This window comes from Gordonia sp. ABKF26 (assembly GCF_041103195.1).
GTDB lineage: Bacteria > Actinomycetota > Actinomycetes > Mycobacteriales > Mycobacteriaceae > Gordonia > Gordonia terrae.
On sequence record NZ_JBGCVZ010000003.1, the window covers coordinates 2,684,890 to 2,700,014 of the forward strand.

Annotated in this window: 10 protein-coding genes; 7 read left to right on the forward strand and 3 right to left on the reverse strand. The window is 67.6% G+C overall.

Translation table 11 applies throughout. The features are described from left to right. The first annotated feature begins 2 nt into the window (after positions 1-2). The 7 genes from AB4Z55_RS12540 to AB4Z55_RS12570 all read left to right on the forward strand — a co-directional run bounded on the left by AB4Z55_RS12540 (position 3) and on the right by AB4Z55_RS12570 (position 7,805). Entirely contained in the window at positions 3-1,337 is a 1,335-nt protein-coding gene (locus AB4Z55_RS12540) for an MCE family protein (RefSeq protein ID WP_354562804.1), read from the forward strand. Then, positions 1,334-2,368 (forward strand): MCE family protein, encoded by a 1,035-nt coding sequence (locus tag AB4Z55_RS12545; RefSeq protein WP_004021201.1) that lies wholly within the window; start codon positions 1,334-1,336, stop codon positions 2,366-2,368. The genes AB4Z55_RS12540 and AB4Z55_RS12545 overlap by 4 nt, the downstream gene beginning before the upstream one ends. After that, positions 2,365-3,354 (forward strand): MCE family protein, encoded by a 990-nt coding sequence (locus AB4Z55_RS12550; protein ID WP_004021200.1) that lies wholly within the window; start codon positions 2,365-2,367, stop codon positions 3,352-3,354. Before AB4Z55_RS12545 ends, AB4Z55_RS12550 begins: the two co-directional genes overlap by 4 nt. Before the next feature lie 26 nt (positions 3,355-3,380). Further along, a complete protein-coding gene (locus AB4Z55_RS12555; RefSeq protein WP_369519823.1) occupies positions 3,381-4,481 on the forward strand; it encodes an MCE family protein in 1,101 nt (366 codons plus the stop codon). A 134-nt stretch (positions 4,482-4,615) separates the two neighbouring features. Then, positions 4,616-5,665 (forward strand): MlaD family protein, encoded by a 1,050-nt coding sequence (locus AB4Z55_RS12560; RefSeq protein ID WP_369521012.1) that lies wholly within the window; start codon positions 4,616-4,618, stop codon positions 5,663-5,665. Next, entirely contained in the window at positions 5,662-6,834 is a 1,173-nt protein-coding gene (locus AB4Z55_RS12565) for an MlaD family protein (protein ID WP_004021197.1), read from the forward strand. The genes AB4Z55_RS12560 and AB4Z55_RS12565 overlap by 4 nt, the downstream gene beginning before the upstream one ends. Positions 6,835-6,893: 59 nt before the next feature. Next, entirely contained in the window at positions 6,894-7,805 is a 912-nt protein-coding gene (locus tag AB4Z55_RS12570) for a hypothetical protein (protein WP_369519824.1), read from the forward strand. A 10-nt stretch (positions 7,806-7,815) separates the two neighbouring features. On the opposite strand, the gene treY is transcribed toward AB4Z55_RS12570, so the two are convergent. From treY to AB4Z55_RS12585, 3 genes are all read right to left on the reverse strand, one after another. Next, the gene (treY, locus tag AB4Z55_RS12575) at positions 7,816-10,131 is read right to left on the reverse strand and encodes a malto-oligosyltrehalose synthase (RefSeq protein WP_369519825.1); all 2,316 of its coding nucleotides are present in this window, start codon (positions 10,129-10,131) and stop codon (positions 7,816-7,818) included. A 4-nt stretch (positions 10,132-10,135) separates the two neighbouring features. Continuing rightward, positions 10,136-12,553 carry a glycogen debranching protein GlgX gene (glgX, locus tag AB4Z55_RS12580; protein ID WP_369521013.1) on the reverse strand — a complete coding sequence of 806 codons (2,418 nt, stop codon included), beginning with the start codon at positions 12,551-12,553 and terminating at the stop codon, positions 10,136-10,138. 325 nt (positions 12,554-12,878) lie between these two features. Beyond that, entirely contained in the window at positions 12,879-15,056 is a 2,178-nt protein-coding gene (locus AB4Z55_RS12585; protein ID WP_369521014.1) for an acyltransferase family protein, read from the reverse strand. Positions 15,057-15,125 lie beyond the last annotated feature (69 nt).

The following is a 15,125-nucleotide window of genomic DNA, read 5'->3' on the forward strand; positions in this document are numbered from 1 at the left end:
CCGTGAACATCGCGACCGACGGGCGCAATCCCTCCCTGCTGCAGTACGTACTGCGCGGCGTCGCCTTCCTGCTCGTCCTGCTGGTCATCTTCGTGCTGCTCTTCATGCGCTACCAGGGGACGTTCAGCAAGACGGTGGCCGTGACCGCCGACCTCGTCGATGTCGGTGACGGCCTCTCCAACGGCGCCGACGTCCGGTACAACGGGCTGATCGTCGGCACGGTCAAGTCCATCGCCGTCGTCGACGACTCGCAGACCGATGCCGCCCGGCTGATCAAGAACGTCGGCATCGACATCGAGCCGGCCCAGGCCGAGGGGATCCCGGCGTCGGTGACCGCGCGGACGGTTCCGTCGAACCTCTTCGGCGTCAACTCCGTCGAGTTGGTCCCGCCCGCCGAGGTGGGCGGCGACCGGCTGGCCGCCGGTGCCGTGATCCCGGCCGACAAGTCACTCGAGACGATCAAACTGCAGGACGCCCAGAACGAGCTGAAGCAGATCCTCGACGCCGTGCCGCCCGAGGAACTCGCGCAGGTGCTCGGCACCATCGCCGACGCCCTCAAGGGCGGCGGATCGGTGTTCGGGTCGTTCGTCGGCGTGCTGCGGACCTACTTCGACTCGATCAACGCCCAGTTCCCGCCGGGAGCCCCGCCCGGTTTCGACAACTTCGACGCCGCGCTCACCGGACTGTCGCAGTCGGCGCCGCAGCTTCTCGACACCCTGGGACGCAGCGTGATCCCGGCGGTGACGATCGCGGAGAAGCAGCGCGATCTGACCGCGGTGCTGACGGCCAGCCAGGGGCTGCTCGATCAGACCCAGTTGCTGTTCGCGCGCAACGGCGACGGCGGTCAGCGCCTCGTGACCGATCTGAACCGGATGCTGGGGGCGCTGGTCCTGGAACCGAACTCGTTGCCCCAGGGCGTGATCGCACTGAACAATCTCGCCGCCCGGGTGTTGACGGTGTTCACCGGCACGAACGGGCACGTCCAGCTCAACATCGGCGTCAGCTTCGGTGCCTTCCAGCGCTACACCCGGCAGAACTGTCCGGTCTACGACGGCGGTCCGTACGGCACCCTGCGCGGCCCGGGTTGTGTCGGGCCCGGAACGGGGACGGGGCCGACCATGTCCGGTCCGCTGTCGATCTACCCCTCCGACGGCATGCGCCGGAACAAGCCGGTGGGCAACGTGACCACCGACGCCGACAACAAGACCCTCGGCACCGTGTTGCGCCGCACCCCGTCGGCGGCCGACACGATCATGCTCGGACCACTGGTCCAGTCGCTCGACGTGCGGAACGCCACCGGTCCCGCGGGCGGCGACGGCCAAGGAGGAGGACGATGAGCGCGGCCTCGGAGTCGATCCGCAAACCGCTGATCGGGTTCACGATCTTCGGCATCGCCGCGTTGCTGGTCACCTACGTGATCTTCTCGACGCTGGAACGTTCGGTGCCGGGCACGACCAACAGTTACACCACCTACTTCAAGGACGCGTCGGGTCTCGCCACGGGCGACGACGTCCGCATGGCCGGCGTCCGCGTCGGCCGGGTGGACCAGATCGAACTCGCCGACGGCCGCGCGCGGGTCACCTTCGAGGTGCAGAACAACCAGCAGGTGTACACCAACACCCGTGCGGCGATCCGCTACCAGAACCTCATCGGCCAGCGGTATCTGAACCTGACCCTCGTCCCCGATCGGGACAGCCGGCCACTCGACCCGGGGTCGACGCTCGAGCTGCCCTCCGAGGACTCGTTCGACGTCACCACGCTGCTGGCCGGGTTCCAGCCGGTCTTCGAAACCCTCACCCCGGAGCAGGTCAATGCCCTGTCCGAAGGGTTGATCCAAGCGTTCCAGGGCAATTCGGTGTCGCTGAGCTACACGGTCGCCGAGGTCGGTCGGCTCGCGGAGGACACCGCCAACCGCGACGTCGTGCTCGGGGCGATCATCAACAACCTGAGCGTGGTGATGCGTGACCTGTCGCGGCAGGGCGGCCAGCTGGGCACCGTCATCGAGTCGATGTCGGCGCTGATCGCCAATCTCAACTCCAACTCGGCGGCCTTCGGCAGCGCGGTCACCGACATCGGCCGTACCGCAAGCGGTTTCGCCGACGTGCTGAGCGAGAGCCGGCAGAGTCTGGCGAACGCCGCGACGGACGGTCGAATCGCGACCAACACGCTGATCAGCAACGGCGCCAAACTCGATCGGATGGCGGTCGACGCCCCGGTCTTCCTCGGTCATTTCCCGCTCGTGCTCGGTGAGGGCGCCTACTTGAACATCTATGCGTGCGATCTCGACGTCGCGATCGGTGACGTCCTGCTGCCGCCCGGCATCTTCAACAAGATCGGCGGCACGAATCACTCGGTGGTGTGCCGATGAGCTGGTTCCGTAAGAGTTTCCGCAACAACCGGCGGGTGTGGGCCGGTGTGATCGGTGCCGTGGTCATCGTCGCCCTCCTGCTGGGCGTGACGGCCCTCGCCACCGCGCATCTGGGCAAGCAGACGCTCACCGGCGACTTCGCCCAGGCCGGCGGTATCCGGCCGGGGGACAAGGTCCGCGTCGCAGGCATCGACGTCGGCGAGGTCACCGAGACCGAACTCGCCGGGCAGCACGTGGCGATCACCATGAAGGTCGACAACGACGTCCGGGTGACGTCCAACGGCTCGGCGGAGATCAAGATGTCGACGCTGCTCGGACAGCGCTACATCGATGTGTCGCTGGGGGATTCGCCCGAGGACGCGCCCGATGGACACATCGCGAAGACCGCGGTGCCCTACGACCTGCAGCGCACCATCGAGGCGGGGGCGCCGATCCTGACCGGTATCGACGACAAGACGCTCTCCGAGAGCATCCGGACCCTCAACCGGCAGCTCGCCGGCGTGCCGGCGATCACCGAGCCGACCTTCGAGGCGCTCACCCAGATGTCGAAGGTCATCACCAACCGCAAGGACCAGATCAATCAGCTGATCGCCGACACCAAGACGATCACGACCATCGTCAACGACAATCAGGCCCAGCTCGCCGTGATCGTCGGGCAGGGACGCGATCTCACCCAGAAGATCGTCGCGCGTGAAGAACTGGTCACCCGCATGCTCGACGGCATCGCCGAACTCACCGAGCAGGCGACCGCGGTGGCCGGCGAGAACGCCAACCAGTTCGCGCCGATCATGGCGAACCTGAACACGATCACGCAGGGGCTGGAGAAGAACCGCAACAACCTCCGCAAGCTGCTGGAGATCCTGCCGGTCACCGCGCGCCTGACCAACAACGTCATCGGTGACGGGCCATACGCCAACGGCTACCTGCCGTGGGGCATCTTCCCGGACAACTGGCTGTGCCTGGCGCGGGTGGTGGACGGATGCTGACCACGGACAGGACGACAGGTACGACGATGCACGCCAACCGATCCCGCCGCCCGATCCTGCTGATCGGGATCGCGCTGCTGGGCATCCTCGGGCTCTCGGGCTGCTCGATGATCCCCGGGAGCTGGAAAGCGGCGGTCGGACAGGCCATCGAGGTCACCGCCTACTTCGACAACGTCGCCGGGCTGTACGTCAGCAACGACGTCGCCGTCCTCGGCATGCCGGTCGGTCAGGTCACCGCGGTCGAGCCACAGGGTGACCGGGTGAAGGTGACCATGACGATCGACAACGACGTCCCGGTCCCCGCCGACGCGACCGCGGCGATCGTCAACACCTCGATCGTCACCACCCGGCACGTCGAGCTCTCACCGGCCTACGACGGCGGACCGAAGCTCCAGGACGGATCGGCCCTGAAGGAGACGAAGGCGCCGGTCTCGGTCGGCGAATTGTTCGACGCCATCGACGGTCTGGTCGTCGCACTCAAGGGCGAAGGTCGAGGCCCCGGGCCGCTCGCGGAGATGATCGACATCACCTCCGGCATCGCGACCGGCAACGGCGAGGAGATCCGCGCGGCACTCGACGAACTCGGCGGGGCGTCAGATGTGGTGGCGGGCAACAGCGATGCCCTCGTCGACATCATCGAGACCATCGAGGGACTGACCACCACCCTGGTACAGAACTATCCGAAGATGACGGCCTTCTCGAAGTCGGTCAACGAAGTGTCGGAGCTGTTGGGCGACCAGGCGCCGGGTCTGCTCGCGACGCTCGGGAACCTGAACCAGACCTTGCAGAACACGACCGTGTTCCTGCAGAACAACACCAACACGATGTCGGTGTCGTTCGACCGGCTCGCCGCGTTGACCGCCAACCTCAGCGACTACTCGCGGCAGGTGGTGGAGACCATCGACGTCGGACCGCTGCTCTTCCAGAATCTGAGCAACTCCATCTCGGCCGAACAGGGCGCGTGGCGCACACAGGTGCTCCTCGACAAGTCCCTCGTCGACAACGAACTGCTCGCCAAGTTCTGTGAGGCGATCAACCTGCAGAAGGACGGTTGCCGGACGGGCAAGCTCAAGGACTTCGGTCCCGATCTCGGTATCTACTCGGCGATGCTGGAGCTGACGAAATGAGAACGGCGACAATGGACTCGCTGGACCGTCCGGGGCCGGGCGGACGTCCGTCACCGGCGCGGTCACGCCGCGGGCCCGATCGCCGGAACGGGCTTCGCCGAGGTGGCGTGCTCGCGGTGTTGCTCGCCGCGCTGATGGGACTGACCGGGTGCGGTCTGCTCCCGAGTCTCACGGTCGAGCAGATCCCGCTGCCGGCACCGGGTGGTATCGGGGACTCGATCACGCTGAACGCGAAGTTCGACAACGCGCTGAACCTGCCGACGCGGGCGAAGGTGAAGCTCAACGGAACCGACGTCGGGCAAGTCACCGACCTCGTCGCCAAGGACTACACCGCCCTGGTGACCATGGAGGTCAGCAAGAAGACCAAACTCCCGGTGGGCACCGGCGCCGAGCTGCGCCAGGCCACGCCGCTGGGCGACGTGTTCGTCGCGCTGCTGCCGCCGATCGAGGCGCGTGACGGCCTGATGGTCGACGGGGACACCCTCACCGGTCCGACGTCGGCCGCGGCGACGGTCGAGGATCTCCTGATCGGCATGAGCGGGGTCGTGGACAGCGGGTCCCTCAACTCGCTGACCGTCATCCTCACCGAACTGAGCAGCGCCGTCGCGACGAACCCGACGGACCTCAACGGCGCCATCCGCGGCCTGACGACCGGTATCCGGAAGCTGAACCAGAGTTCCGCGGCGGTCGACCGGTCGCTGGCCACCACACGCGTCCTGACCGGGCAACTCGCGGACGGGCGCGCACAGATCATGGCGTCGATCAACAAGCTGGGTCCGGCGCTCGAGTCGCTGAACGGGCAGATCGCCACGATCCTGACCACGCTGGACAAGACCCAGCAGGTCACCGCGGCGACCAACGACTTCCTCGACACCGACCAGGACAACCTCGTCGAGATGCTCGGCCATCTGTCGACGGTGCTGGCCGGCCTCCGGCAGGCCGCCGGCCCGCTCGGATCGCTGGCCGACAACCTGCACACGCTGACTCCGAAGTGGGTCAAGTCCACGCCGGGCAGCGCGGCCGCGGTGTCGTCGAAGGTCTACTGGCTCAGCCCCGGTGTCGGATTCGACTCGGCGAGCAGGCTGCCCGAGATCGAGGACGTCGACGAGGGTTCGGCTGCGCTGCAGCAGACACTGACCCGCCTGCTGGCGCGGATCACCGGGACCAAGGGGTGTTGCGGATGAGCGGCGTGTTCGGAGTCCTGCGCAGGAATTCGGTACTCGTGGGCAACATCGCCCTGGTGCTCGTGATGGTCGTCGGACTCGGCTACCTCACCCTGGGGGTCCTGCGGTGGCAACCCCTCGCCGACAAGTACTCGCTCACGATCGAGTTCCCCATCTCCGGCGGTCTGCAGGAGACGTCGGGGGTCACGCTGCGAGGTGCCAGCATCGGTGATGTGGACACCGTTCGGGTGCAACCGGATTCGGTCGAGGTCGTGGTCACGGTGGACGACCGGTACAAGATCAACCGCGATTCCAAGGTCGCGGCGCTGGGACTGTCGGCGGCGGGTGAGCAGTACGTCGACTTCCAGCCGGCCACCTCCGACGGTCCCTATCTCGAGGACGGCGACGTCATCCGGGCAGACCAGACCGAGGTCACCGTTCCGTTCTCGCAGCTGCTCGAGTCCTCGCTGGAACTGATCAACCAGATCGACCCCGCGAAACTCCGTTCCGCCGTGGACAATCTGAAGATCGCGCTGTACGACGAGGACGGCCCGAACGACCTGTCGGTGATCTTCGACTCGGGCGGCACCATCTTCGCGAAGCTGTACACGGCGTTGCCGGAGACGACCAAGTTCATCCAGAACGCGGGCACCATCTTCAAGACGACCGCGCAGATCCAGCCCGACTTCGGCACGACGGTGGCCGGACTCAGTTCGCTGGTGAACGCGGCGGCGTCGTCCGACAAGGAACTCCGTGAGCTCCTCGATCGGGGTCCATCGCAGTTCACGAGTCTGGCCGGTTCGATCAATCAGCTGACCGATCCGATCACGGACGTGACGAAGCAGTTCGTCGACATCGCCGAACAGGGTGCGCTGCGTGCGCCGGCTCTGGCGACGCTGTTCCCCGCCATCCGGGACGCCAGTGTCAAGAGCCTCACCATGTTCCACGACGGAGCCTGGTGGGCCTTCGGCTCGGTCTATCCGCGCCCGAGTTGCAACTACCCGGTGACCCCACGTCGGCCGACGCAGATCCTCGAGCTGACCATCCCGACCAATCTGTACTGTGTGACCGAGGATCCGCGTCAGCAGATCCGAGGCTCGGCCAACGCGCCGCGGCCGCCGGGCGATGACACCGCGGGACCGCCGCCGGGTTACGACCCGAACGCCCGTACCGTTCCGCTCGACAAGTGATGGGCCGCTCGACGACTGACGGCCACTCGACGACGACAGACAAGTTGCGTGACCTGTAGATGACTGACCGGAATGACCCCGACGTGACCCCGGAGACCGAGAACGAGGCGGGCGCCGCCTCACCAGAGGTCGACGCGGTCGAACCCGCCGGCACCGATGCGGTGACGCACGACGAGGAGTCGGCGACCGAGACGACGACCGAGACGACGACCGAGACGACGACGCCCGCCACGGCGTCGGCGCCGCGAGGGAAGTCCGCCCGCCGCGGCGGCTCGTCGGCGACCCCGCCGAAGCCGGGCACGGCAGCGACCCCGACGACCGAACCGGCCGAGTCCGCGAAGGGCTCGTCGGACCGGCGGGAGATCTCCTTCACGGTGACGGGCGGTGGGATCAAGAAGGTCCTCGCCGCCGTCGTGGCGGTCGCCCTCGTCGCACTCGTCGCGTTCCTGGGCTGGCGTGCCTACGACCTCCAGCGGGAGGCCGACGCGTTCGCCGACTCCAAGACGGCCTCGGCGGACTTCGTGACCAAGCTCGTCACCACCCTCAACGCGGCCAATGCCGGCAATTCGAAGGAACTGCTCGGTCCGCTGTCGACCGGTGAGCTGCGCACCCGCCTCGAGCAGGAGCGCGCCGACACCGAGGCGAACGTGGAGTCGCTGAACATCGAGGTGTCCTCCACGATCAACGTGGTGGCCGTCGAGACCGTCGACGCCGACTCCGCGCAGACGGTGGTGATGGCGGAGGTGACCGGCCGAAGCGTGAAGCTGCCCAACGGCGGCACCAGCCTGATGGTCTTCCGTCTCGATCTGAGCAAGGAAGACGGTAAGTGGCTGGTGTCGAAGGTCGACGGCCCGCCGGGCAGCCCGAGCGGCCAGATCGACCCGTCGCAGTCGCTGCCGGGCGCGGGCGGAGCACCGGCACCGCAGCCATCCCCGCAACCGGCGGCCCCGGCTCCCGCGCCCGCAGGCTGACCCGAAGCGGTCAGTCCCGCACGAGAATCGCCACCGGGTGCCGGCTGCGCGCGGTGCGGAGATCGACCGCCCCGTCGTGCACGGTGCCCGTCCGCTCGTCACGCCATCGCGACCCCGGGGGCAATGTGATCGACGTGGCGGCCGCCGCCTCGTCGTCGAGGCTGTGGGTGAACCGCGCGGTGACTACGACGACCGAGGGGCCGTCGTCGGTACCGCGCGCGAACGCGATGGTGTGATCGGCGGCCGGCCCGTCGGCGGTCAACCGCTGGTAGGTACCGGACGCACCGAACGCATCGGCGTGACGGGCCCGGGCCCGCAGGGCATCCCGTACGAGTTCGGTCTTGGGATGCTCGGTCGAGCGCCTGAAGTCGACAGGTCGCCGGTTGTCGGGGTCGACTAGCGAGTCCTCCCACCATTCGGTGCCCTGATAGATGTCGGGCACTCCGGGGCCGAGGATCGCAATCGCCTTGCGAGCCAGCGCTTCCTGCTTCCACGCCGATGCGATCCGGGCGACGAGTTCGGTGATCGCGGCCGCGATGTCACCGGAGGTGACCTGGCCGATCCAGGCCTCGACTGCCGCCTCGAACTCCTCGTCGATCTCCGTCCACGTGGTGCGGAGTCCAGCCTCCCGAGTCGCCTTCCGGGCGTACTCGATCAGTCGCTCGCGTAGCTCGTCGGTGACCCGGCCGTCGATCGGCCAGACTCCGAAGATGTTCTGCAGCAGGAAGTATCCGGTCAGGTCATCCGGCACGTCGGTGTCACGCCAGACTCTGTCGACCAGCTGGGACCATCGGGCGGGGACCTGGGCGAGCACCGCGATGCGTGCGCGCACGTCCTCGCCGCGTTTGGTGTCGTGCGTCGATGTCGCCGTCATCGCCAGCGGCCAGGTCGCCGCACGCTCGGCGTTGTGCCGGTGGAACTCGGTGAGCGACAACACCGGATTCGCGGGGTCACCGCCGACCTCCTGGGCGGACACGAGCCTGGCCGTGCGGTAGAACAGGCTGTCCTCGACACTCTTCGCGGTCACCGCGCCGCAGGTCTGGGCCAGCCGCGACGTCACCTCGCCGGGCTCCGCCGTCTCGCGCACGATGACCTCGAGTGCCGGACGCAGTTCCGGCTTCGCGTCGCCGATGCCGGCGGCCACCGCGAGGAGGCGTGGACGCAGCGACGGGTAGTCGGCCCGATAGACCCCGAGAGCGGCGATGAGTTCGGCACAGGCCGCGGCGATGAGGTCCGTGTCGGCGGCGGGCGCACCGCCGCCGACGGCGTTGATCGCGCGCACGAGGCGTCGCAGCTCGGCCGGGAAGGACTCGCGCAACGTGCGGAGCTTCCGATCGTGCTCGGCGGTCTCCACCCACCGTGCGTCTCCCGTCTCGCCGGTGATCCGTTCGTGCACTTCGGTGAGCTGGGCGACCCCGGCCGGTGCCACGAACACCGCGTCGATGACGCGCATGTGGTCGTACCCGGTGGTGCCCTCGACCGGCAGGGTCGGCTCGAGCGGCTCGTCGGGAGCCAGGATCTTCTCGATGTAGAGCAACCGATCGTCGCCCACGTCGGCGCGGAGGCGACGCAGGTAGTCCTGCGGATCCCACAGGCCGTCGGGATGATCCACGCGCACACCGTCGATGAGGTCGGCGTCCAGCAACTCACGCAGCCACTGGTGCGTGGCGTCGTAGACCTCTGGCTCCTCCTGGCGGAGACCGGCGAGCTCGTTGACGGTGAAGAACCGCCGGTACCCGATGAGCCCGCTGTTCCAGGGGACGAGCCGATAATGCTGGCGGTCGTGGACCTCACCCGGTGTTCCGTCGCCGGTGCCGGGGGCGATCGGGAACGCATGGTCGTAGTACCGCAGATGCCCGTGCTCGTCGATCTCGAGTGGACTCAGGTCGCCGTCGGCGGCGACGATCGGCAGCGCCAGCTTCCCGTCGGCCCCGTTGTCGACTCCGAAGTCGGCATCGAAATAGCTCGCGTACGCCGACCCCGACCCGTGGCGGAGCAGGTCGGCGAACCATGGATTGGCGAGCGCGTCGGCCACCCCGGTGTGGTTCGGGACGATGTCGATGATCAGACCCAGCCCGCGTTCGGCTGCCGTCGAACGTAATTCGCGCAGACCATCGAGACCGCCGAGCACATCCGCCACCGCCGGTGGCGGTAGCCAGTCGTAGCCGTGCGTCGAGCCGGCCGACGCCGTGCCGATCGGGGAGAGGTAGACGTGACTGATCCCCAACCCGACGAGGTGGTCGAGGATGCCTGCGGCGTCGGCGAACCCGAAGTCGCCGTGCAGCTGGAGCCGATACGTCGCGTGCGGCGTCGGACGATTGCTCATGGATTCAGGCGGTCTTTCGCAGGACCAGGACCGAGCGGGCGCCGACCGTCACCGACTCGCCGGAGGCGGCCGTCAGTTCGGTCTCCCCGACGGGGTGGGTGGTGTCCAGCTCGCCGACCCACTCGTTGCCGTACCAGTTCGGCGGAAGAGTGAAGTCCAGGTCCTCGTAGTGTGCGTTGAAGCAGATGAAGAACGAGTCGTCGACCACCAGCTCGCCGCGTTCGTCCTTCTCGCCCAGGCCGTTTCCGTTGAGGAACACGGCAAGGCTCTTGCCGAACCCGCTGTCCCAGTCCTCGGCGGTCATCTCCTGGCCGGCGGGTGTGAGCCAGGCGATGTCGAGCGCCTGGTCACCCCATCGGATCGGCTTCCCGCCGAAGAACTTCCGACGCCGGAACACCGGATGTCGGGTGCGCAAGGCGATGGCCTTGCGGGTGAACTCCAGCAGGTCGGCGTTCTCCTCGGCGAGTGTCCAGTCCATCCAGGACAATTCGGAGTCCTGGCAGTAGACGTTGTTGTTGCCCTGCTGGGTGCGTCCGATCTCGTCGCCGTGCGCGAGCATCGGCGTGCCCTGCGACAGGAACAGCGTGGCCAGGATGTTCCGCTGCTGCCGTGCGCGCAGTGCGTTGATCTCGGGATCGTCGGTCGGACCTTCGACGCCGCAGTTCCACGATCGGTTGTGGCTCTCGCCGTCGCGGTTGTCCTCACCGTTGGCCATGTTGTGTTTCTCGTTGTAGGACACCAGGTCCCGCAGCGTGAAACCGTCGTGGGCGATGACGAAGTTGATGCTCGCCAGCGGGCGTCGGCCGGTCGCCTCGTACAGATCCGAGGACCCGGTCAACCGGGAGGCGAACTCGCCCAGGGTGGATGGCTCGCCGCGCCAGTAGTCGCGCACGGTGTCGCGGTACTTGCCGTTCCATTCGGTCCACAGCGGTGGGAAGTTGCCCACCTGGTAGCCGCCCTCGCCGATGTCCCAGGGTTCGGCGATGAGCTTCACCTGGCTGACGACCGGGTCCTGCTGTACGAGGTCGAAGAACGCCGACAGGCGGTCCACGTCGTGGAGTTCGCGGGCCAGCGTGGACGCGAGGTCGAAACGGAAACCGTCGACGTGCATCTCGAGGATCCAGTAGCGCAGCGAGTCCATGATGAGCTGCAGCGTGTGCGGATGACGGCCGTTGAGACTGTTGCCGGTTCCGGTGTAGTCCATGTACATCTCGGGCTCGCCGTCGACGAGCCGGTAGTAGGCGGCGTTGTCGATGCCGCGGAACGACACGGTCGGACCGAGATGATTGCCCTCGGCGGTGTGGTTGTAGACGACGTCGAGGATGACCTCGATGCCCGCGTTGTGGAATTCGCGGACCATCGCCTTGAACTCGGTCACCGCGCTGGCCGGTTGGTCGGGGTTCGACGAGTACTCGATGTGCGGCGCCAGGAAGCCGAAGGTGTTGTAGCCCCAGTAGTTCCGGAGACCCTGATCGCGCAGCACGAAGTCCTGCATGAACTGGTGGACGGGCATCAGCTCGATGGCCGTGATCCCCAGTTCCTTGAGATGATCGATGATCACCGGATGGCACAGCCCCGCATAGGTGCCGCGAAGGTATTCCGGGATGTCGGGGTGGGTCGCCGTCATACCCTTGACGTGCGCCTCGTAGATCACCGTCTGGTGATACGGGCGATTGGGCGACCGATCGTTCTGCCAGTCGAAGTAGGGGTTGATCACCACCGAGACCATGGTGTGCCCGAGCGAGTCCAGTTGCGGCATCTCGTTGACCGGTTCGTCGCCGGCGGTCCGGGCGTTGTCCTCCGCGCTCGGTGTGGCTCCGTTGTCGTCCTGCCCGGTCTCGGCGGGTGGGACCTCGTCGGTGTTGTCGGCGTCGGGGTCGGCCGCATCGTCGGGCGCGGATGTGTCCGCGTCGCCGGCGCCGTCCGCCTCGGGCCCGGTGTCACCGGCCGCGTCGGTCACGGTGGCGGAAGCCTCGTCGCCGCTGCCGTCGGCCGCGGGTTCGTCGTCGGCCTCGGGAGGCGACGGGAGCGGGTAGGAGAACAGCGATGCGTCGCCGTCGAAGTCGCCGTGGAACGCCTTGCCGTACGGGTCGAGCAGCAACTTGCTCGGGTCGCAACGCAGTCCCTGCGACGGGTCATAGGGTCCGTAGACGCGGAAGCCGTAGAACTGTCCCGGGCCGACGTTGGGCAGATAGCAGTGCCAGCAGTATCCGTCGACCTCTTCGAGCCGGATGCGGCGTTCGTGGCCCTCGCGGTCGATCAGGCACAGCTCGACGGCTTCGGCGACCTCCGAGAACAGCGAGAAGTTCGTTCCCACACCGTCGTACGTGGCGCCGAGGGGGTACGGGGTACCGGGCCACACCGGGATCGGCGCCGGCTCGGGGTGGACGAGCGCCTCGGCCTGGATAGGGTCGGACGGCATCGGAACCGGCTCGGAGGTGATGTCGCCGCTCGGTGGCGCTGCTGTCGTCGAGGTGGTGTCGAGACCTGGTTCGCGGGGCTCACCGGAAGAGCTGGGATCGGCAGAAGAGTGAGGATCGGCGGTGGAGCCGGGATCGCCCGGCTGGGCACCGGGGGCTGGCGGTTCGGTCTTACCCGCCTTCGGCGACGTCATGGGTCGACCCTAGTCGCGTTGTCGCGGGTGGTCATCTCCGGACGCGGTCGGTCGGCCCGGATGTGGGATGTCCCACCGGTGGGCGGTCGCCGACCCCGGGCAGCGGGCGATCAGACGGCGCCGGCCGGCGTCGTCACGGGACCCCGGGGCCGGTCCACGGCAGCTGTTCCGCCATCTGTCGGCCGAGTTCGTCGGTCAGGCTGCGGACGTAGGTCGCACTCAGGTGATGGGGATCCTTGTAGACCGTGATGTTGCCGACGATGGCCGGGCAGCGGTCGGGGGTGCAGATGCCGTCGGACATGTCGAGCGGGTGGAAGTCCGGTCGCGTCGAGGCCAACGCTGCGGCGGGATCCTCGGGCTCGAGCACGGCGGCGCGATTCGATCCGCAGCTCTCCGCGTCGCCGCCGTCGGCGAGGCAGATCGGCGTGTCGATGGTCCCCTTCGCGTTCTTCGGCCACGGGGTGTCGCGCATGCCGAGCACCGGTACCCCCGCGTCGAGGAAGCGATCGAAGATGGGCACGTAATCCGGCGGGACCCAGTCGCCGGGTTCGTAGTCCCGCGGTCGGGTCGAATTCGTCAGGACGGCATCCGGTTTGTCCGCGATGACGCGGTCGATGACGCGCTGCCCCCAGTCGTAGCACTCCGGGTAGGGCACGCCGCGCTGCTTGGGGATCTTGTTCGTCGACAGCGGGCACCCCATCTTGAGGTAGGTCTTCACCTTGAAGCCGCCGCGCTTGCCGAGGGTGTCGAGTGCCGAGATCCACATCTCGGCGTGTGAACCGCCCGCGAGCGCGATGGTGCGCGTCGCGGTGGGGTCACCGTAGACGCCGACGTGGATCTCGTTGTCGCTGAAGTCGCTCATGTACCCGTCGGTCGAGGTCTCGGGGAAGTCCTTGATGACCTCCAGGGCCGACGGCTGCGGGTCGAGTGCGGGAACCGGCCAGCCGTCGAGCAGCGCGCGGGCGCCCGGATACGACCTCGGATCGAGATTCTTCGTGTCGACGACGATGTTGGCGACGTGCCGTTCCCACACGGTGATGCCGACGCCGGTGACGAGGGTGCCCACCACCAGGATCGACGTCACGACCGACGTGTACGACAGCCACCGCGAACGTCCGTCGCGGGTGCCGCGGGTCAGTGCCGACCGGTCGCCTCCGCGCAGTGGGTCCTCGATGTAGCGCTTGGTGAGCCATGCGAGGCCGACCGACACCCCGAGGATGACCACACCCTCGAAGAAGTTCGCGTGGTTCTTGTCCCGCCAGGTCAGGTAGAAGATCAGCAGCGGCCAGTGCCACAGATAGAGCGAGTACGCGATGGTCCCGAGCCACACCGGCCACCGGCTCGCCAGCCATCGGTTGGTGACAGGCATCTCGGTGGCGGCGGCATGGGTGCCGCGCGGCGGCTTCTGCAGGGCGGTCGCGCCCGCCCAGATGATCAGCAGCGTCGCACCGACCGGCACGAGCGCCATCGGACCGGGGTAGGCGTTCACGCCGTCGATCCAGAATCCGCAGCTGACGATCAGTGCCAACGCGGCGACGGTCGCGACGTTGCGAAGCCAGTTGGGGACTCGCAGCGACGGCAACCAGATCGCCAGCAGGCCGCCGGCGAGCGGCTCCCACAGCCGCGACAGCGTGTCGTAGTAGTTGTACGGCTGGTTGATCGCCAGGCCGCGGTGGGCCCAGTAGAAGGAGACGAGGGCGACGGCGAAGACCGCGCCGCCGACCAGGAACCTGATGACCCGGGGATCGGCGAACGGCCGCGCGACCCGGGCGCCGAGTTTGAGAAGCGCCGCGAACGCGAGGGCGACGAGCAGTGTCACGACGAAGAACTGGCCCTGCACGGACATCGACCAGATGTGCTGCAGCGGGCTGTTCGCCGAGCTGGCGGCGAGATAGTCCTGCGAGTTCTGTGCCAGATACCAGTTCTGGTGATACAGCGCGCTCGCGATGACCTCACGCCCGACGTTGGCCCAGCGGGTCTGCGGCAGGATCAGCAGCGTCAGCACGGTGACCGCGATGAGCACCGTGAACAGTGCCGGCAGCAGGCGTTTGAGGAGCCGCTTGAGCCGTGGCCACGGGTTCAGCGTGTCGCGGAAGGTGACATGCGGTGCCTGACTGGAGATCGCGTGGCGCAGCAGCGACCCGACGAAGAAGTACCCCGAGAGCGTGAGGAAGACGTCGACGCCGCCGGAGACCTTGCCGAACCACACGTGGAAACAGGCGACGAGGGCGATCGCGATGCCGCGCAGGCCGTCGAGGTCGGTGCGGTATGCGGGCGTCGTCGGCGTCGAGGGGGACGACTCCGGCGCCACTACTCGCGTCGTCGATGCCACAGGGCGTGTTCTTTCCGGTGGGGGACAGATCGGTCTCGAGGGCCGGGC

Coding starts and splice junctions, on each gene's coding strand:
- AB4Z55_RS12550 (WP_004021200.1), top strand. CDS start 2,365: ATGAGCTGGTTCCGTAAGAGTTTCCGCAACAACCGGCGGGTGTGGGCC.
- AB4Z55_RS12560 (WP_369521012.1), top strand. CDS start 4,616: ATGGGACTGACCGGGTGCGGTCTGCTCCCGAGTCTCACGGTCGAGCAG.
- glgX (WP_369521013.1), bottom strand. CDS start 12,553: ATGCCGTCCGACCCTATCCAGGCCGAGGCGCTCGTCCACCCCGAGCCG.
- AB4Z55_RS12555 (WP_369519823.1), top strand. CDS start 3,381: ATGCACGCCAACCGATCCCGCCGCCCGATCCTGCTGATCGGGATCGCG.
- AB4Z55_RS12545 (WP_004021201.1), top strand. CDS start 1,334: ATGAGCGCGGCCTCGGAGTCGATCCGCAAACCGCTGATCGGGTTCACG.
- treY (WP_369519825.1), bottom strand. CDS start 10,131: ATGAGCAATCGTCCGACGCCGCACGCGACGTATCGGCTCCAGCTGCAC.
- AB4Z55_RS12565 (WP_004021197.1), top strand. CDS start 5,662: ATGAGCGGCGTGTTCGGAGTCCTGCGCAGGAATTCGGTACTCGTGGGC.
- AB4Z55_RS12570 (WP_369519824.1), top strand. CDS start 6,894: ATGACTGACCGGAATGACCCCGACGTGACCCCGGAGACCGAGAACGAG.